Below are 20,444 nucleotides of genomic sequence, written 5' to 3' on the forward strand. Positions count from 1 at the left end.
GTTGTTTGAGGTTTTTAAATTTCAATAAAAGAAAATTATTTTACTTCTATAATCTTATTTTTTGTTCCAATTCCATTTTCGTTAAAAGGTTCAATTGTAAAGTAATATTTTGTTCCTTTATCCAAACCTCTAAAATCATAAGACTCATCTCCATAAACCATTATGCTATTGTATAGTTTATCTGGAGAAATTCCGTAATAAATATTATAACCAATGGCATCTGCCTGTTTTTTCCACGAAATCATCGCGTTTCTGGAATCAGCTGCATTTCTATTCACTTTAAAATTAGAAACCGTTTTTGGTTTATCTGCTAATCCATTTCCAAAAACTCTAAAATCAGAAACAGCAAACAGTCCGGAAGCATTATGAATGTTCACCATTTTGATATAACGCGCTTTGATTGCTTTTGACAATTCAACATAATCATGCGGAACATCTTTATCATTATTGGATTTATCAACCACTAATGTCCAGTTTTGGGCATCATCAGACATAAAGATTTTATATTGATAATAAATGTCCATCGCTTTATTGTACTGTGTTGCTTTATGATCTGCATAATTGATTTGCAAAGCATTAATTTCCATTTTTCTTCCTAAATCAAGTTGTAACCATTCGCCAGAATCGCTTGTTTTTGCCGACCAATAACTTTGAATGTTTTCATCGGTAAGATTTTCCGGGCCGTAGCAAAACTTTTCATATACTTTTTTACCCCCGTTATCTACTCGGTGCGTTTCTACTTCCATGCAATCTTCAGAAGAAGAAACGGTTACCGGTTTTTTATACGAAAGCAACATCCATCCAGAAGAAGCTCCTTTCGTCTGATCGCGCTGACTTGTTGGCAACACAATCGGGAAATCGCCGTAAGAAGTAATAGAATACATTACATCATCTTTATCAAATCCGGCAGGAAACATATCAACACGACGCTCAAAACGGTCTTTTATAGAAATTTTGCAAGTTCCTGTATTCCAGTAATTTCCAAAATTATCGGCAAAAGTATTTCCGTGTCCGGCTCCTATTACAAAACCTCCAGGTTTATAAGACATCGGATTGTGTTTTTGGTAAGTAAATGGTCCAAGCGGGTTGTCTCCAACATGCACACCATTTGCATAACCTTTAAACTCGGTTGCCGGCGCTCCGTACTGCATATAATATTTTCCGTTGTGTTTGGTCATCCATGCGCCTTCAATAAAATTTCCCCACGGTGCAGGTTCCATATCATTGTTTGGACCAAAACGCTCCCAGCCATGCGAGGCAGGATCTAAATTAACAACGGCTTTTGCTTGTCCGTAAGGCTTTTGAATATCTTCTACTTCTGTTGCTGCATAAAGCGGTGCGTAATCTGCTTGATTTCCTTTTGGAAGCCAAGTATTGTAATCTACCTCAACGCCTACAAGCGGCAGTTTTCCGCTTGAACCGTAGTACATATATACTTTTTTATCATCATCCTGAAAAATTGCAGGATCCCATGTTGGCAGCATTGCTCTATTTACATGTCTTGTCCATCTTCCTGATTTTGGATCTGCAGATTTCCAAACCGGGTGATCTTTTTGCCAAGTCGAACCTACATAAAATAGCGTATCGTTTACTACCCAAGCAGCAGGCGCACATTGATCATCGTCACCGGGATTTCTTTGGAAACTTCCGTAAACAAAGTTCCAATCTGACATGTCTTTGCTCCAGAAAAATCCTGCCTGATTGGTGGCAAATAAATAGTAATCTCCTTTGTAGGTAATAATTACGGGATCTGCACTCGAACGACGCGATTCTGGAATACCGTTGTGATTTTTGGTTGTAAAATTGTACCCAATATTTATAGGATTACAATAAGTTGTCGCCGGTCTATTGGGATCGAACCATTCTGTTTTTCCGGCAGTTTTTTGCGCCGAAATAGTAGTGTTAAAGCCAATCAAAAGCAACAAAATTCCTTTTGAAAGCATTAAAAATGTATTTTTCATTATCTAATTTTTTATGATTACCAAAAGCTTTAATAGTATTAAGAGAATTAAGGCTGTCATAGGTTAATTTTTATTCTTCAGTTTTTGTTCCAGAAGTTCAGGTTCGTTTGTGGTTATGTAATTGAATTTATTAGCAATAATCCAATCCATATCAGCAGCTTCATTTACTGTCCAGGCGTTTAGAATAATTTTATTGTCTTTTGCTTCTTTTATCCATTCCGGATGTTTTTTGAAAACCGAAAAATGATAATCAACTCCAGAAATATTATCTAGTTTTACTTCTTTTGGAGATTTATTTCCTTCTAAATACTGCAAAACGACTTTATTATCTACTAGTCTTATTTGTTTTAGAATGTCATAATCAAAACTAATGTAGATGGTATTTTTTTCTGCTTTAAGCCTTTTTACAGTTTCAACCGTTTTCAAGGCCGTATTTTTTCCTCGCTCTTTACTGATTTCTGATGGTTTTATTTCGCAGACCAAAAGTGTATGTTTATTATTTCTCTCTCCTTCAGAAATGTATTCGTATAAAGTCGGCAGTTTCTCTCCGTTTGAAAGTTTAAATTTCTGCAAGTCAGCATAATTGGTTTCTTCAATCAGCATTTTATTATAATGCGCATCGTGATTTATTACAAGCGAATCATCGGCTGTCATCCAGACATCAAACTCTGAACCTGCATTTTTCATATCAATTGCGTGTCTAAGCGATGCAATTGAGTTTTCCGGAAGGTTGTTTTTTTTCCATGCGCCGCGATGAGCAACGATACCCGTTTTTTCGACATTACAGGATGAAAAAATAATCAATATCAAAAGATTAACTGAAAGTATTTTAAAAGTATTCATTGTATAATAAGTTTAAATTCTATTTATCAGAAGAAAAATAATTCTTCTTTTACTTGTTTTTCTTTTAAAAAAAAGCCCTTCGCTAACCAAACGAAGGGCCGATCAATAATAAATAAACCAACTATTTAGTTAACTCGAAACTAACTTTCTTATCTGCGTTTGAATTTGTTCCAACAAAAACATCAAACTTTCCAGGTTCTGCTATAAACTGTAAATCAGAATTATAGAATTTTAAATCTTCTACTGTGATATCAAAACTCACCGTTTGTTTTTCGCCTTTTTTAAGCGTTATTTTTTGAAATCCTTTTAGTTCTCTAACCGGTCTTGTTACCGATCCAACTAAATCTCTAATGTATAATTGAACTGTTTCTTTTCCGTCAAAATTTCCTGTATTCGTAACGTCAACAGAAACGGTTACTTTTCCTGTAAAGTTCATTTTATCTGATGAAATTTTCACATTTGAATAATCAAAAGTGGTATAACTTAAACCAAATCCAAATGGAAATAATGGCTCGTTTCTTTCGTCAATATAATTTGATCTGAATTTTTCAAATTTTCCTTCTGTGTTAGAAAGTGGTCTTCCTGTATTTTTGTGTGCATAATAAATTGGCACTTGTCCTACGCTTCTTGGAAAAGTTGTTGTTAATTTTCCTGAAGGATTAACGTCTCCAAATAAAACATCTGCAATTGCATATCCAGCTTCTGTTCCTGCAAACCAAGCATTTAAAATTGCTGGAACTGTTGCTTCTTCTTCATTTATTACTAAAGGACGACCGTCAAATAATACTAAAACAACTGGTTTTCCTGTTTTAATTAAAGCTTGCAATAAGTCTTTTTGTGCTTGTGGAATTTCTAATTTTGTACGGCTGCTAGATTCTCCGCTCATTTCTGCAGATTCTCCAAGTGCAGCAACAATTACATCAGATTGATTCGCCACTTTTAAAGCTTCTGCTAATAATTCTTCTTTAGAACGTCCGTCGCGGTGTAAGGTTTTACCAAACATTGTTGCGTTCGTTTCAAAAGTTTCATCGTAATCTAAGTTGCTTCCTTTTGCATATAAAACTTTAGTATCTTTTCCTCCTACTTCTTTGATTCCTGCTAACAATGAAATTGCATTTTCCATTCTTGTAGCAACACTCCAAGTTCCCGGCATATTTTCTTTTGCATCTGCCAATGGTCCGATAAGTGCAATAGTTCCCGATTTTTTAAGCGGTAATACGTGGTTTTGATTTTTCAATAAAACCAAAGACTGCGATGCGATTTGGCGTGCTTCTTTTCTGCTTGCTGTTGTAAAAATTTCAGTTTTTGCTCTTTTTTCGTCGCAATATTTGTATGGATCTTCAAATAAACCTAAATCATATTTTGCTTCTAAAATTAATCGTACAGCATTATCGATTGTTTGGATAGTTACTCTTTTTTCGTCTAAAGATTTTTTCAATGTTGTTAAAAAACCTTCTCCAACCATATCCATCTCTACACCAGCGTTTAATGCTAAAGCAGAAACGTCTTGTAAGTTACCCATTCCGTGTTCGATCATTTCAGGGATTCCTGTAAAATCGGTTACTACGAAACCTTTAAAACCCCATTGTTTTCTTAAAACATCGGTCATTAACCATTTGTTTCCAGTTGCAGGAATTCCGTCGATTTCATTAAAAGATGCCATTGCAGAACCTACACCTGCATCTACAGCCGCTTTGTAAGGCGGAAAATAATCATTAAACATTCTGATGTGACTCATATCTACAGTGTTATAATCACGTCCTGCTTCTGGAGCACCGTATAAAGCAAAGTGTTTTACACAAGATAAAATAGAGTTGTTTTTAGACAAATCATGCTGTTGGTATCCATTTACCATTGCTTTTGCAATTTGGCTTCCTAAATACGGATCTTCTCCTGAACCTTCAGAAACTCTTCCCCAACGTGGATCACGAGAAATATCTACCATTGGCGAAAATGTCCAGTTGATACCGTCTGCACTTGCTTCCTGAGCAGCAATCTGAGCACTTCTTTCGATTAAACCCATATCCCAGGTACAAGATAATCCTAACGGAATTGGGAATGTTGTTTCGTAACCGTGAATAACGTCCATTCCAAAAAGCAACGGAATTTTTAAACGGCTTTGTTCAACAGCTATTTTTTGTACTTCTTTAATTTTTTGAACTGATTTAATGTTGAACAAACCTCCCACTTTACCTTCAGCAATATTTTTTGCTACATTTGAGCTGTTCGCTTGACCTGTAGTAATATCTCCTGATGTCGGCAAGTTTAACTGACCCAATTTCTCGTCTAAAGTCATTTTTGAAATTAACTCTGCTACAAATTCAGACTTTGGTTTAATTTTCACTGTAGTTTTAGTGTTCTTCTTTTGAGCATAACCCAAAACAGCACATCCTAAAAAAAGTAAGACTAATTTGTTTTTCATTCTATTATATTTATTTGTTCGTATTTGTTTTTTTCTGCTTAAACATCCAGTCATAAATAGCCTGATTGTCATAAACCCTTGTCCAGCTGTCGTGGCCGGCATCATCAAAAATAGTCAATTGCACATCTTTGGCATTGCACTTTTTTAGCTCTTTGTAAACGGTTATTGCATAATCTACTTTTACAACATCATCCATTAATCCGTGATAAATTCTGGTTGGAATATTGGCTATTTTACAAACTTCTTCTAACTGAATTAAATCAACAAAGCCAGCGACAGGTACGTTTGCGGCAAATAGATCGGGATGTGCAAAAGCCAAATTCCATGATGCCCAGCCTCCTGAGCTCAAACCAGTAACATATATTCTTTCTGAATCTATTTTATTTTCTTTTTGAATTTTCAAAATCAATTGATAAATGGATTCTGTATCCCAATTTTCATCTTCTTTGCATTGAGGAGCGAGAACATAAGCGTCTAATTCGTGGCTTTTTAAATACTTTAATGGGCCATGAATTTTGACTTTTTCAATGTCGGTTCCTTTTTCTCCATCACCAGAAATAAAAACTATTAATGGCTTTTTATCTTTTGTATTTGCTGGTTTGTACAGCGCGTAACCTAATTCGTAATTGGTTACTACGACTGTTTTTAGTTTTCCAGTTGTTTCGCTTTGCGCAAAACCAAATGCCGAAAATAATAGTATCAATAATGTTATTTTATATTTCATTTAATGGCTTTTAGATTCCGTATTTATTTGATTTAAATCCAAGTTTTGTTAAACCTTGTTTTACTTCCGGAGCATTCATAAATAATTTCCACAATAAGCCTGAACGGTAATTTTCGATCATTACTACTTCTGGTCCTTGATCTATTGCTAAATATCTTTTTGCTGTCCAGTTATTTTCTAAACTTACTGCGTCATAAAAGCCTGCAGTTCCCCAAGTTTCACTTTTATGATTTTCGTATAAATTGCGTATCACGGCAATTGATTCTTTTGGCGTATAAACTATTGAACTGATTGCTCCTGTTGGCGAAATAACGCCTTTGTCATTACTTGGCATGTGTGCATCATAACCTATTGATCCGTCAGGGTTTCTAGAATATGAGGCCGTTAATCCCCAATAATCTGCTCCGTAATATTTGAACTTTTTAGGGTTTTCGATACAATATTTATAATCGATTTCAACTTGATTTTTATTTAAATCCCAGTAGTTAGCATATTTATCGCTTAACTGATTTGGATCTAATCCAACATAAGAGTAATGCGCCCAGAATAATGGCCCTCCAAATTCTGCAGCACCATTGTGTTTTAGAATTAACGGAAGATTATATTTGGTATTAGAAGAAACAATAGCACCGTTTCTTGCCCAGCCTTCATGATATACTTTTGGATCTATCGAATGTGTTGGCGAAGATGCAGCCATGATATACGTAATTAAACATTCGTTGTATCCTTCTAGCGGAAAATTCATCTGCCAATCATAAGTTGGTGACCAATGCCAATACAATACATTTTTATTGTTGGTAAACCATTGCCATTCTACACCTTTCCAAAGTGCATCGTATTTTGCTGCTACAGCTTTCTCCTTTTCATTACCTGTTTTTAAATACTCACGAACAGTAATTATTCCTGAAATTAAAAATGATGTTTCGACTAAGTCTCCTCCATTATCTTTAGTCCCAAATGGTTTTACTTTTCCGGTATTTCCATCAATCCAGTGTGACCATGCTCCGTGAAAACGATCTGCTTTTGCAAGGAAATCAGCAATTTTATCTAATCTTTTTACTCCTTCTTCTTTTGTAACATATCCTCTGTCTATTCCAGATACAATTGCCATTAGTCCAAAACCTGAACCTCCGGTTGTAACTATATGTTTATCATTATCAGGGTAATTTCCGTCGGGATGAAAACGTTCTCTTGCTAAACCAGAATTTGGCTCTGCATAATCCCAAAAATATTTGAATGTTTGTTTTTGAACAGCGTCTAATAACTGATCGTCTGATAGTTTCTCTACAGAAGTGGTATTACTTTCTTTTTTATCCGAATGAACTCCGCAACTAAAAAAAGTTAGCGATAGTAATAGGAGTGAAAATCTAATCATTTCTAAAGTTTAATTTTAATATGGTAAATAAAATCACTTCCTCCAGAATTTGAAGGAAGTGATTTAAAGATTTTAATTAATAACCGCCTGGGTTTTGAGATGATAAACCTGCAGCTTGCTGTAGGAATGATGATGGAATTGGATACAATTCGTGTTTACCAACTACGAAAGTTTTTCCGTTCGGAAAACTAGGGCTTACATCAGCTTTCATTGCTGCTGCTGCTTGTCCTGTTCTAATAAGATCAAACCATCTGTCATGCTCAAAAGCTAGTTCTACTCTTCTTTCTTTCCAGATTGCAGTTCTTACGTCTGCCTGAGAAACCGCCGGAGTATCTCCTAAATTTGCTCTGTGTCTTACTTGATTTAAATAAGGAATTGCTGCAGAAGTTTGTCCTAATTCGTTTAAAGCTTCCGCTTTCATTAATAAAACTTCAGCATATCTTAAATATCTAAGATTGGTGTCTGTAAATTCCTGATTGTAAAATGCAGAAGAATAAGCTTTATAATTATATCTTGGATTACTTACGGTTGAAGGTACTTCTCTACCATCGTACAAAGTTGTTCCTCTAAAAATAATTGTTGCATTTTTTCTAACGTCTCCTGCTTCATATGCATTAGCAAGTCCTTCTGTTGGAGTATTGAATCCCCATCCCCATCCTCCAGCACCTCTTGGCGCTTGAGAAACACTGTAATTTCCGATTCCGAATCCTGGAGAAGAAGTTGTACCAATTCCGTTGATTTCAAAAATTGATTCTGGACCAAATTCTCCTTCTTTTTTAAACTGTATAGAATAATCAGACACTAAAGAATATCCTGTAACTTTATCACAGTTGTCAATAACTTTCTGCCAGTTTTTTTGGTACAAATTTACTTTTGCTAATAATGCATAAGCTGATCCCTGAGATACTCTTACTACATCTGCTCCTGTGTAAGTAGATTTTAATGGTAATTCCTGAGCTGCTGTATTTAAGTCACTTTCTATAAAGGCATAAACTTCAGCTGTAGTTTTACGTGTTAACTGCATAATTCTATCTTCATCATTACCAGGAATTGGTAAATGATCTACGATTGGCACTCCGCCAAATCCTTTTACCAAAGTAAAGTACATAAAAGCTCTTAAAAATTTAGCTTCTCCGTCTAATCTTGTTTTTAAAGCTGGAGTTACCTGATCTAATTTTGGCAACATTGCTATTGCCTGATTAGCTCTATTAATTCCTGCATAATTATAATCCCAAATACTTTGAAATGAAGGTGTTGAAGCATTATAAGTTAAAGCATCCAAAACATCTTTATCTGTACCTGTGTCTCCCGGATCAGATCCTTTGTCTGCATCATCAGAAATAATACTTGTTGCTCCGTTCCATGCAAAAGAAGACATGTCCCAAGCTAAAAATATGTTATAAACACTATTTATCATGGTAGTTGCTCCCTCATTACTATTAACTAATTCAGGGTCAGCAGGAATAGTTGCAGTTTGATCTACATCTAAAAATTCGTTTGAACATCCTGAAAAAAATAATCCAGAAAGTACAAAGAGTGATATATATAATCTTTTCATAATATTAAAATTTTAAATTAGCCCCAATAACAAATGATCTTAATGCCGGGTAAGCATCTAACTCAACTCCTTGAGTTCCTTTAACCAATTCACCATCTCCTAAAACTTCTGGCGAAAATCCTGAGAATTTCTGAGTGATGAATGGATTCATTGCATTTACATAAATTCTACAGAAACTGATAAAATTATCTTCGTTTAAAGGCAGTTTGTATCCTAAAGTAATGTTGTTGATTCTAAAGAAATCTGCTGATTCTAAATAGTAATTTGATGCTACTGGAACTTGGTTAAATGGTGCTGGATTTGAAGCATTTGTATTTGTTGGTGTCCAGAAATCTGTAGCTAAAGAAGCTTCTATATTCTCACCGTAAAAACGTTGTGCTTTTTTACCGTTGTACACTTTTGCTCCACCTGTACCGTAACCGTCTACAGAGAAGTCGATATTTTTATAATTTAATCCAAGAGTAACTCCGTAGTTCGCTGTTGGCAATACAGAACCCATATATTTTCTATCGCGGTTTTGGTCTAAAGCTCCCTGAGCAACTTTATCACCGTTTGCGTTAAAATATAACATTTGTCCGTTTGCAGGATCTACACCAGCATAATCGTATATGTAGAAACTACCAAGAGATCTGCCTACAGAAGTATTATCTAATATTTTAGTAACCTGACCGTTTCCTAAAGAACCTCCATTAGTTGTAGCTAACTGAACATTTTTTAGACTAGTCAATTCATTTTTGTTATGAGAGAAATTTCCTCCTACCCAGTAACTTAAGTTATCTGTGATTTTGTCATCCCAACGTAATGAGATTTCATAACCTTTGTTAGATACTTCTCCTACGTGTGTTGGAGATTCTAATGTAATTCCTGAAGTTGAGTATGGCTTAACATTTAAAATTGCATTATTAGTGTTTTTGTCATACACATCAAAAGTTCCTTTTAATCTGCTGTCTAATACTTCAAAATCTAAACCTACAGAAGATTCTTCTACAATCTCCCAAGATAAATTTGGATCAATTTGAGAGTTGATAGTAATACCAGAAACTCCATTGTAATCTAATCCAGAAGTAAATGACTGCACATTTAATGGTACATTTTGATTTCCTAATTTACCCCAAGAACCTCTAAGTTTTAATAAATTCAATCCTTTTACATCAGATAAAAAGCTTTCTTTTGTTACAATCCATCCTAAACCAACAGATGGAAAAGTTCCCCAACGATTGTCTTTAGAAAATTGAGAAGATCCGTCATGTCTTAAAGTACCCGTTAATAAATATCTGTCCATTAATTTGTACTGAAAACGTCCAAAGTAAGAAGCCAATCTTCTTTGATTCAAAGCTTCATCTTTATAACCTGTTACAGAAGACGCAACATTCACTCCTTCTAATGACCAATAATTAGAATTTGGATCTACATTTTTTCTGTCAATAGTTAATTTTTCTCTTGTTCCAGTTACATTAGACTCGATACCAGCTGTAACCTCAACATCATGTATTTCACCAAAAACTTTATTATACGTTAAGTAGTTTGATAAATTCCAGTTGAAATATTGATCTCTGCTTCTCGTTAATGTGTTTTTATTTAAACTGCTTGTATCATATCCTGACGCTACTCTGCTAGGATCTGCAGCTAACCAAAGTGCTAAATTATCAACATAATTATATTGCTTGTAAGTATAATATTCAGCATTAAATTGTGAAGTAAATTTTAATGATTTTGTAATGTCAAAATCCAATTTCAATCCACCTTGTAAGATAACTGTTTGTTGTTGTTCGTTAGCATAATCTAATGCAACAACTGGGTTTCCTACTGAATTGAATGAGTTTCCTGTTTCTGAAACTATACCATTTGAATCAAAAGGCACACCATATTTTCCGTCAGGAAAACGTACAGGAACTAATGGAGATTGTCTGTATGCTGAAGTAAATGCACTTAATGGTTTAGGCGTATTTTTGATTGAACTCACACTAAAATTCTGAGTTAATCTTAATCTGTCTGAAATTTTAAATTCATTATTACTTCTAAAAGTATTACGACCGTAATCTGTTCCGTTTAGAATACCTTTTTCTTCGTAATTACCAGCACTTAAGAAATATTTAATATTTTCTGATGAGCCTGAAAGCGAAACGTTATTTTGAGTATAAGTTCCTGTTCTTGTAATTTCGTCAAACCAGTTTGTATTATAAGGCTGATTTGCAGAAAATCTTCCGCTTGGGTAATCTTTTATTAACGCTGCATTACTATATTGTACGTATTGCGCACTATCTGCCATTTTAACTTTCTTTAAAGGTGTTCTAAAACCTGCATAGCTATCTATATCTACGGTTAGTTTTCCTTTACCTGCTTTAGTTGTAATCATGATTACACCATTTGCACCTCTTGTACCATAAATAGCAAGAGCAGAAGCATCTTTTAAAATTTCATAAGAAGTAATATCATTAGTATTGATATTATTAATGTTATCCGTTGGCATACCATCTACTACATATAAAGGACTTCTTCCTCCTAATGCGGTACCAACACCTCTAATAACAACTGAAGGCTTACTTCCTGGCTCATCTGATGTCGCTACCTGAACACCAGCAGCTTTACCTTGTATTGCCTGAGAAGCATTTGAGACTTTCATTTTGGTAATTTCTTCTGACTTGATTGAGCTGACAGCAGAAGTATTATCAATTTTCTTTCTCGTACCGTATCCAATTACTACTACTTCTTTTAGAGCAGTATCACCAGATTCTTTTAATGTGATTGTCATTGCACCTGCGGTCGCCGGTACAGATACTGAGTCAAAACCAAGCATAGAGATTTTTAGAGTTTCTCCAACTTTTGCATTAATGGCAAAGTTACCATCAAAATCAGCATCAGCAGAAGTTCTGGATTCTGGAGCACTTATTATTGCACCAGGTACTCCCATGCCGCTGCTATCTAAAACTTTTCCTTTTATTGTCTGTCCAGACATATACGCTGGCAGCAGAAGGAGCGCTAAAAAGCTAAAAATAAAATTTTTCATACAGAATGTATCGTTTAAGTTAGTAGAGCCAAATTAAACAATTACATCGTTGTAGTACATCAAATGCCACTACTACATAGCTACATCACTACATCATAATTCTTTATTAATAAGCTTTAAATCAATATTTTGACCTGATCTAAATTTTCATTAACATTACCTTATGATGTAGTAATGATGTATTGGAATTATATAAAAAAAGGATTGTAAAAATATAATATGTTCAAAAAATACATACCAATCTTACACAGTTAATAAAAATTTTGAGAGGTTTTCGTCTTGAGTTAGATTTAGTTTCTTTCTTAAACGATATCTGTGCAGTTCTACGCCTCTAAAAGAGATGTTCATCATAGGAGCAATTTCTTTTGAAGAAAGGTTCATTTTAAGATAAACACAGAGTTTAATATCTTTTGGAGTTAGATTTGGAAACTTCTTTGTGAGGTTAATAATAAACTCATTGTGAATTTGATTAAGGTTAGTTTCAAAAGTTTCCCATTCGTGTTTATTCACTTCGTTTATCTTAATTGCTTTTTTGATTTCGCTTTTAAGCTTATTAAAGTCTTTTTCAGAATCTAAAATATTCTGAATGTTCTCAATCATTTCGCTTTGTTTTGCAATTGATAAAGATTTCCCTGCAACTTCAGAAGATTTTGTTTGTAATTCTAATTCCAGAATGTGTTTTTCATATTCTTGTACATTGAGTTCATTTTCTGCTTTTAATTCCATCTCAAGAATTTCTCTTTGATGCTTCAATTCTTCTCCTTGTAGTTTTAACTTTTGTGTATAACGCAGCTTATTCCATTTATAATAGAAAAACAAAACTCCTCCTATTATTAATAGATACAATAAAATCATCCAAAATGAAAAATACCAAGGCTGTGCAACATTAAAGCTAAACTCTGATACTTTTTCCTGACTTGCGCCATCGTGTTTGTATATAGCGACAGAATGATAACCGCTGCTTAAGTTGTTAAGTACAATTACGCCATCTGAAACTGGAATAAAATCTTTCCCTTTATTTAATTTATAAAACAAATTTGGTTTACTGGCTCCGTAAATTCCAGAAATTACATTTATTTTAAGTTCTTTATTGAATTTAATTTTAGCATCATTTTCAACTAAAATATCATCGCTAAAAGCTTCTACTTTTAGTTTTTTGTGCTGTTTGTTTTCATATTTTAATTGTAGTGAGATAAAACCATCATCGAGATTTAAGAGATAATGATTGTCATATTTGAAAATTCTCAGGTTTTCGTTAATCAACTTTCCTTTATAATATTTCTCCTGAATGATATTCCATATAAATTTATTTCCCTCTGCATAAATATGATACAGAATTCCGTTTTGCAATACCATAAAATGATCTTCATCTATGGCGATGATATCTGATACATTTTTAAAATTAGCATCAAACAATTCGTTCTCTTCGAGTTTATTGGTAATCGAATTATAAGTGTACCAGGAATTGTTGATTAAGAAAAGTATCTCTTTTCTAAACTCAAAAATTTTAATGCCAAAATCGTTTTTTATTTTACTTTGCTGCGTAACGTTTTCTATTTTTTTCGTTTTGTAATTATCATCTAATAGAACACGATACAAGCCACGATAATTATCTGCTGCCCAAATTTCGTTACGTTTGTTTTGAGCTACGTATTTTATAGGTTTTGTAAGGTCTTTAATGATTTTAAACTTAGATAAATCAGAGAGATCGTCGTAAACTAAAATACCGCTGTAAGTAGATTGAAAATAAGTATTATTGATACTGCTTTTAGATAAATTCCATCCCCCGCTTACGCCATTAATTTTAGTCAGCGCGCCATTATCATAAGAAAAAGTTCCGTCGTTATGACCAATAACATAATTACTGCCAATTTTAGTAATATTCCAACCTTGGCCTTGCGTGTTGGGCATCATATTAAACCTGCCGGAACCAAACTCAAAAATACCATGATTTGAGGCAATTAAATATCCTTTATTCGTAGTTGCAACAGAGTAAACAGATCCTAATATTCCCGAATTATCATAAAAAAAAGAAATTGGAGAATTGACTTCTACGTGAGCAATTCCATTGTCTAAGCCAAGCCACAAATCATTTTCTTTATCAAAACCTATGCTTAAGATCGAATTGTTCATTAAAACATTGTTCCGATCAATATTCTTATAAGAATTAGAATTTAGATCTAAAATAAAAACACCTCTGTTTCCTGTACCGATAACCAATTTATTGCCTTTAATAAATTTGGCAACGTTTATTGTAGCCGATTTTAAAGTTTCATTTAATGGATTATTCCACGGTTTTAATCCGTTTTTTTCAACAATAAAGACCCCTTTTTTCTGTGTAAAAATATAGGTCTCGTTTTTGTATTTTTCTACGGCATGAACAACGGTATTTTTTAAAATATCCCATCCTTTTGGATTGCTGATATATTTGCCGTTCATTTTGTAAATACCATCTTTTACAGAAGCTGCATAGAGGTTTTTATCGACAAAAAAGCAATATGATATTAGAGATGGAAATTTTATTTTCTGAATGGTTTTTCCATTATAAATAAAAACATCATTGAAAGACTGAAAATAAAGTGAATCATTAAACCTGAATATTTTCCAAATTTCCTCGTTGTCTTTTTCATCAAATAATCTCAGGTTTTTGGTAATCGAGACATAATGCATTTTGCCTTCTTTTCTATACCAATAACCAAATTCTTTGTAAGAACCAGAATATATTTTATCTCCTTCTATTAAAATGGAGCGGATTATGGTTTTATTTGGCAGTGTATATTTTTCCCAGATCACACCATCATATCGTAACAGATAATGATTGTTCGCAAAATACATCGCATTATCATTTCCCTGCGCAACATTCCAGATTTGGTTATCTCCCTGATAATCTGATTTGCTGTAATTTTCTACGAAAGGAAGTAATTCTTGAGCTTGAATTTGAGAAGTGATGAAAAAGAAGAAAAGTAATTTTATAAGTATCGATTTCAAAATATTCAGATTTATATTCAAAGATACTGACAAATATTTAATTTCTATAAGTAAAAAAGCTTCTCGATTGAGAAGCTTTTTTACTTATAATATAGGATTTCTTAATTATGAAGCAAATGATAAACCTGATTTGCAATTTCGTATTCTTCATCAGTTGGCACAACCAGAATTTTAGTTTTAGAAGATTGTGTATTGATCTCTCGTATTTCTTTAGACCGAACCTGATTTTTTTCATCATCAATTTCAATTCCAAAATAATCCAAATCTGTACAAACTAGCTTACGCATATAAGAAGAGTTTTCTCCTATTCCAGCGGTAAAAACAATCGCATCCAAACCATTTAATACGGCAGTATAAGAACCAATAGTTTTTTTAATTCTATACGCATTCATTAATAAAGCCAGCTGGCAGTCTTTGTTTCCTTTTGCTGCTTCAGATTCGATATCACGCAAATCGCTATGACCTGTAAGGCCAAGCATACCGCTTTGTTTTAATAAAATCGAATTTACTTCGTCTGCTGTATAACCCAGACTTTTTACCATATAAAAAATTACCGACTGATCAATATCTCCGGCACGTGTACCCATTATAAGACCATTTGAAGGTGAAAATCCCATCGTGTGATCGATGCTTTTTCCGTCTTTAATCGCAGTCATACTGCAGCCATTTCCGAGGTGAATGGTAATAATTTTAGAATGATGTTCTAAATATGCTATCGCTTTCTCTGATACATATTTGTGGCTCGTTCCGTGAAAACCGTAAACTCTTACTTTATTTTCTGTGAGAAGATAATTTGGAATTGCATATTTATAAGCCTGAACTGGAATCGTCTGGTGAAAAGCAGTGTCAAAAACAGCAACTTGTTTAGCGTCTGCAAAAATTTCTTCGGCTACATTTATTCCAACTAAATGTGCTGGATTATGTAGTGGAGCCAATTCTGAAAGTTCCTTTATTTTTTCTTTTACTTCTTCTGTAATAATCGTGGTATCAGAAAAATAACTACCGCCATGCACGACACGATGCCCAACTGCTCCAATTTCTGATGTTGATTTTATAACTCCTTTTTCTGGATCTAAAAGCAAGTCGGCTACTTTCTGTAAACCAACTTTATGCGTTGGAATTGGCAATAATTCTTCATAAGAATCTGATACAGTTTTAAAAGTAATATTTGAAGTTTCTAAGCCAATTCTATCGATCATTCCCGTACAAATTACTTTGTTTTCGGGCATTACCATTAATTGATATTTTATTGATGAACTTCCTGAGTTTATGATTAGTATTTTCATTTTTTAAGGTTCTAAGAGGCTAAGGTTCTGAGGTGCTAAGCTTTTTTTTAAAGTTGCTAAGAGGCTAAGTTTCTAAGCAGATCTTCATTAAAAGCTTCAATATTTTTAATTTTTAATTCCTAATTTTTAATTGACTTATAATCCCTGCGCTTGTATCGCGGTAATTACAACTGTATTTATAATATCGTCAACGGTACAGCCTCGGCTTAAGTCATTTACAGGCTTATTTAAGCCTTGTAACATCGGACCGATGGCTAAAGCTCCGGTTTCTCTCTGAACGGCTTTATAAGTATTATTTCCTGTATTTAAATCAGGAAAAATAAGCACGCTCGCCTGTCCGGCTACTTCAGAATCTGGCATTTTGCTTTTTCCGACACTTAGATCAACTGCGGCATCGTACTGAATTGGTCCTTCGATTTTTAAATCTGGTCGTTTTTCTTTTACTATTGCTGTAGCAGCTCTTACTTTATCTACTTCATCACCTTTTCCTGATGATCCAGACGAATAAGAAAGCATTGCTATTTTAGGTTCTATTCCGAAAGCGAGACTTGACTCTGCAGACGAAATCGCAATTTCTGCCAATTGTTCTGCAGTTGGGTTTGGGTTAATGGCGCAATCTCCAAAAACCGAAACTCGATCTTCTAAACACATAAAAAATACAGAAGAAACTACTGATGAATTTGGTTTTGTTTTAATGAATTGTAATGCCGGTAAAATGGTATGTTGTGTAGTATGTGCTGCTCCCGAAACCATTCCGTCTGCGTGACCTTTGTACACCATCATAGTTCCGAAATACGAAACATCTTCCATTAAATCCCTTGCCATTGTAATGCTTACATTTTTGGCTTTTCGGAGCTCATAATACGTGTTAGCGTAATCTTCGTAAAGTTTAGATTTTATAGGATTGATTATGTTTACTTTAGAAAAATCAAAAGTAAGTCCGAGTTCTGTAACTTTACTTTCGATTTGTTTTTTATCTCCAATTATCGAAATATCAACCACATCCATGTCTAATAATCTTGACGCTGCCATGATAATTCTATCGTCATTTCCTTCTGGCAAAACGATATGTTTTCGATGTTCTTTGGCTCTTTTAACCATGTTGTATTGAAACATTTTTGGCGTCATGCCTTCTGGCTGAAAAGTGATCAATCTTTCGGATAAAGCATCAATAGCTACGTATTTTTCGAAAGTACTAATTGATGTTTCAATCTTGTGTGTATTGTTGGCATAGATTTCTGATCTAATGCTTCCTATTTTATTGGTAATATGATACGTTCCGCCATCAACCGCAATAATGGGAACAATTGCAGAAAGTCCTTCTATGAGTTTTAAAATACTGTCTTCCGGAATGATATTTCCTGTCAGGATAATTCCTGAAATAGTCGGATAATTAGCTGATTCATTAGCTTGTAATGCGCCCAAAATGATGTCTGAACGATCACCAGGCGTAATAACTAATGCATTATTATTTAAATGAACTAGATAATTATGCAATTGCATTGCTCCTACACTGTAATGTCCAATTTCGTTGTTTAAGTAATTTTCTCCAAATAAAACCTTGGCATTCAATTCATTTACAATTTCCTGCATCGTCGGATTATTCAAACTGGATATTAGCGGAATCGTATTTACCAAAACATTGGCTGGTAAATTTTTCTGCAGACTTTTTGTAACCAATTCTATATTTTTTGGCTGTACTTTATTGGCGAAAACAGATAAAACTTCAACTTCTTTTACTTTAAAGGAATCATAAACCAAATAAAGACTGTCTACTAATTCATCTAAAGTTTTCCCGATTCCAGATCCGATAATTATGGTTGGAATTCCGAGGTTTTTTGCAATTAAAACGTTTGTGTCCAGTTCTATTGAAGTTCCTTCTCCGGTAAAGCTTGTACCTTCGACCAAAACAAAATCAAAACGTTCTTCAAGTCGTTTGTATTTTTCGATAATCAAATCTAAAACTTCGCCTATTTTACCTTTATTTTTCTTTTTGATCAATCTGCTTTTGGTAATCGCATAAGCATCTTCAAACTTTATATCAAGGTTAAAATGCGAAAGAACTGTTTCTATATGATTGTCTACTTCGCCATCTACAAAATCTTCTACAATGGGTCTGAAATAACCAACTTTGGCCGTTTTTCCGATCAAAATACTCATTAAACCGAGTGTTATAATAGACTTTCCGCTATTCTGATCGCTTGTGGCAATATATACTGCTTTACTCATAACTATATTTTGAAGTGTAATAAATGTATTTTACATCTTTTTTTTAATGGAAATAAATGCTAAAACCAACGTCTTTTTTTGAAATAGATAATTAAAGCTATCACTAACAAAACCATACTGAACATGACAATAAAATAGCCGTTTTGCGTTTTTAATTCCGGCATATTTTCAAAATTCATTCCGTAAACTCCAACTATAAATGTAAGCGGAATAAATATGGCTGAAATGATCGTAAGCGTTTTCATAATTTCATTCATTTTTCGGCTTTGTTCCGAAAAATAAAAATTAGAAGCGCTTTCTAATGAACTCATATCAGATTCAATTTGTTCTAAAAGTTCTAAACTTTTTTGATGAAGTCTAATAAAAAAATTAAAGGTTTCTTTTTCAATTCCATTATACGTATCGTCATCTTTAATTGTTTTTAAATAATAAAGCGAATCCCGAAGCGGTACAATCGAACGTTTTAAAAAGTTTAAATTATCACGGTGATTTTCAATTTTCTCCAGAATAATTGGTTTTGCATCTTTTTTAGTCTGGTTAATTAAGGCTTCTACTTTATCTTCCTCATCTTCAAGCGTAATATAAAAATTTTCCATTACAGCATCCAGCAATAAGTAAAGCAAATAATCGACTTTTTTAGTTCTGACAATTCCGGCATGCGTGCGAATTCGCTCTCGAATGTGTGTAAAAAAATCGCTTCTTTTTTCCTGAAAAGATATTAAAATTCCATCTTTTAAAATAAAACTAATTTGCTCGGCGCTAATACAATCTGAATCTTCAGCAGGCAAAAGTGATTTTATATTGAAAAATAAAATATCCTCTTGTTCCTGAAGTTTGGTTCTCTTGGTTGTATTTAAAATATCTGCCAAAAGAAAGTCATCTAATTGAAAATGAGTCCCGATGGTTTTAATTAAATCAATATCGTTTAATCCGTGGATATTCAACCAGTTATTTTTTGTGTAATCGATACAGGTATCTAATGCCAGAATATTAAATCTATCATATTCAACTACATCTGTATTATTATAAACAAAAAGCTGCATCTCAGTCCGATGCTCTCTGTGAATACCTGTATATTCTAAATTAGTATGGTTTAACTTGCGTCCTTTCTTGTATTTAAGCTTTCTCATTCATGAAATGATTTATATAGTAATATTACAAAAAAGAATCCGAATGGGAAATGACAATTGTCAGTTTAACGGAGAGATTTTAAATAATTAAAGCAAAATAATAATTACTTATTATTAAAATTATTATTGCTAAATTTCCTTCACCAATAAAAGAAAAATGAGCCAAAAAATAAAAATCTCAATTCCAGAACCTTGTCATGAAAATTGGCTGGAAATGTCTCCAACAGAAAAAGGCCGTTTTTGCAGCAGTTGTCAAAAAAACGTAATGGATTTTACGAAATCTTCTGATAGGAAAATTATCAAAGAATTCAATACAAGCACAGATATTTGTGGACGCTTTCTAGTTAGCCAAACGAATAGAGAATTAAGTATTTCTAAAGAAAAAAAATCAATTTGGCTGGCAACAGTTTCTACAATAATAAGCTTATTAAGCTCTGGAAATCAGGAATTATTAGCACAGGGATCGGCTAAAAAGGAACAAACCGAAAACAAAATCAATACAGTAAATATCTTAAAGGAGAATGAGAATGAGAACGACAATGAAGAAATAGAAATTAACGGCCAGATTATCATTGATGATACAAATCCAAATTTTGAAGAAGTTGAAATTCTCGTTTATAACAAGAATAAAATATTTCATCCTTCTGCTGACGGTACGTTTTGCTTTACTGCAAATAAAAAGGATTCACTTATATTTAGCAAAACGGGTTTTGATAATTATAATACAATCGTATACAAACTATCTAAATTTGCTTACATAGAATTCTTTAAAGAAAATGAGAGAGTGAGTAATAGCTATACTGTTGGTGGTGCTTATGCCGTGAAAAAAAGAAATTTTTGGTATCGTCTTTTTCATAAAAATTAAATCAAAAAACCGAGAAAACCCGACAAGGTGTTAAAAACCTGTCGGGTTTATCAGAA

At 33.4% G+C, this 20,444-nt stretch carries 12 protein-coding genes; 1 reads left to right on the plus strand and 11 read right to left on the minus strand.

The window, feature by feature from the left end:
• Positions 1 to 35 precede the first annotated feature (35 nt).
• From EV144_RS03605 to corA, 11 genes are all read right to left on the minus strand, one after another.
• Positions 36 to 1,943 (minus strand): discoidin domain-containing protein, encoded by a 1,908-nt coding sequence (locus EV144_RS03605; RefSeq protein WP_410501174.1) that lies wholly within the window; start codon positions 1,941 to 1,943, stop codon positions 36 to 38.
• 81 nt (positions 1,944 to 2,024) lie between these two features.
• Positions 2,025 to 2,804, minus strand: a complete 780-nt coding sequence (locus EV144_RS03610) for a glycerophosphodiester phosphodiesterase family protein (protein WP_134146270.1) — start codon at positions 2,802 to 2,804, stop codon at positions 2,025 to 2,027.
• 121 nt (positions 2,805 to 2,925) lie between these two features.
• Positions 2,926 to 5,226, minus strand: a complete 2,301-nt coding sequence (bglX, locus tag EV144_RS03615; protein WP_134146272.1) for a beta-glucosidase BglX — start codon at positions 5,224 to 5,226, stop codon at positions 2,926 to 2,928.
• Positions 5,227 to 5,236: 10 nt separating this feature from the next.
• Complete coding sequence (locus tag EV144_RS03620; protein ID WP_134146274.1) at positions 5,237 to 5,950, minus strand: prolyl oligopeptidase family serine peptidase; 714 nt, start codon at positions 5,948 to 5,950, stop codon at positions 5,237 to 5,239.
• Positions 5,951 to 5,960: 10 nt separating this feature from the next.
• Positions 5,961 to 7,325, minus strand: a complete 1,365-nt coding sequence (locus tag EV144_RS03625; RefSeq protein WP_134146276.1) for a glucoamylase family protein — start codon at positions 7,323 to 7,325, stop codon at positions 5,961 to 5,963.
• Between the two features lie 76 nt (positions 7,326 to 7,401).
• Positions 7,402 to 8,883, minus strand: a complete 1,482-nt coding sequence (locus EV144_RS03630) for a RagB/SusD family nutrient uptake outer membrane protein (RefSeq protein ID WP_134146278.1) — start codon at positions 8,881 to 8,883, stop codon at positions 7,402 to 7,404.
• Between the two features lie 4 nt (positions 8,884 to 8,887).
• On the minus strand, positions 8,888 to 11,890 hold the full coding sequence (locus tag EV144_RS03635) for a SusC/RagA family TonB-linked outer membrane protein (protein WP_134146280.1): 3,003 nt from the start codon (positions 11,888 to 11,890) through the stop codon (positions 8,888 to 8,890).
• A 243-nt stretch (positions 11,891 to 12,133) separates the two neighbouring features.
• Entirely contained in the window at positions 12,134 to 14,878 is a 2,745-nt protein-coding gene (locus tag EV144_RS03640) for a LuxR C-terminal-related transcriptional regulator (RefSeq protein ID WP_134146282.1), read from the minus strand.
• A gap of 101 nt (positions 14,879 to 14,979) precedes the next feature.
• Positions 14,980 to 16,164 carry an acetate/propionate family kinase gene (locus tag EV144_RS03645; RefSeq protein ID WP_134146284.1) on the minus strand — a complete coding sequence of 395 codons (1,185 nt, stop codon included), beginning with the start codon at positions 16,162 to 16,164 and terminating at the stop codon, positions 14,980 to 14,982.
• A 135-nt stretch (positions 16,165 to 16,299) separates the two neighbouring features.
• Positions 16,300 to 18,393, minus strand: coding sequence for a phosphate acetyltransferase (gene pta, locus EV144_RS03650; protein ID WP_134146286.1), 2,094 nt, complete (start codon positions 18,391 to 18,393; stop codon positions 16,300 to 16,302).
• Positions 18,394 to 18,452: 59 nt separating this feature from the next.
• Positions 18,453 to 19,523, minus strand: a complete 1,071-nt coding sequence (corA, locus tag EV144_RS03655) for a magnesium/cobalt transporter CorA (protein WP_134146289.1) — start codon at positions 19,521 to 19,523, stop codon at positions 18,453 to 18,455.
• Between the two features lie 157 nt (positions 19,524 to 19,680).
• Between corA and EV144_RS03660 the strand changes: the two genes are divergently transcribed.
• Positions 19,681 to 20,388, plus strand: a complete 708-nt coding sequence (locus tag EV144_RS03660) for a hypothetical protein (RefSeq protein WP_134146291.1) — start codon at positions 19,681 to 19,683, stop codon at positions 20,386 to 20,388.
• Positions 20,389 to 20,444: the final 56 nt, after the last annotated feature.

The organism is Flavobacterium sp. 270, assembly GCF_004368785.1.
In the GTDB taxonomy this organism is placed as follows: Bacteria; Bacteroidota; Bacteroidia; order Flavobacteriales; family Flavobacteriaceae; genus Flavobacterium.

Coding starts and splice junctions, on each gene's coding strand:
- pta (WP_134146286.1), bottom strand. CDS start 18,393: ATGAGTAAAGCAGTATATATTGCCACAAGCGATCAGAATAGCGGAAAG.
- EV144_RS03630 (WP_134146278.1), bottom strand. CDS start 8,883: ATGAAAAGATTATATATATCACTCTTTGTACTTTCTGGATTATTTTTT.
- EV144_RS03605 (WP_410501174.1), bottom strand. CDS start 1,943: ATGCTTTCAAAAGGAATTTTGTTGCTTTTGATTGGCTTTAACACTACT.
- EV144_RS03625 (WP_134146276.1), bottom strand. CDS start 7,325: ATGATTAGATTTTCACTCCTATTACTATCGCTAACTTTTTTTAGTTGC.
- EV144_RS03635 (WP_134146280.1), bottom strand. CDS start 11,890: ATGAAAAATTTTATTTTTAGCTTTTTAGCGCTCCTTCTGCTGCCAGCG.
- bglX (WP_134146272.1), bottom strand. CDS start 5,226: ATGAAAAACAAATTAGTCTTACTTTTTTTAGGATGTGCTGTTTTGGGT.
- EV144_RS03645 (WP_134146284.1), bottom strand. CDS start 16,164: ATGAAAATACTAATCATAAACTCAGGAAGTTCATCAATAAAATATCAA.
- corA (WP_134146289.1), bottom strand. CDS start 19,523: ATGAGAAAGCTTAAATACAAGAAAGGACGCAAGTTAAACCATACTAAT.
- EV144_RS03620 (WP_134146274.1), bottom strand. CDS start 5,950: ATGAAATATAAAATAACATTATTGATACTATTATTTTCGGCATTTGGT.
- EV144_RS03660 (WP_134146291.1), top strand. CDS start 19,681: ATGAGCCAAAAAATAAAAATCTCAATTCCAGAACCTTGTCATGAAAAT.
- EV144_RS03610 (WP_134146270.1), bottom strand. CDS start 2,804: ATGAATACTTTTAAAATACTTTCAGTTAATCTTTTGATATTGATTATT.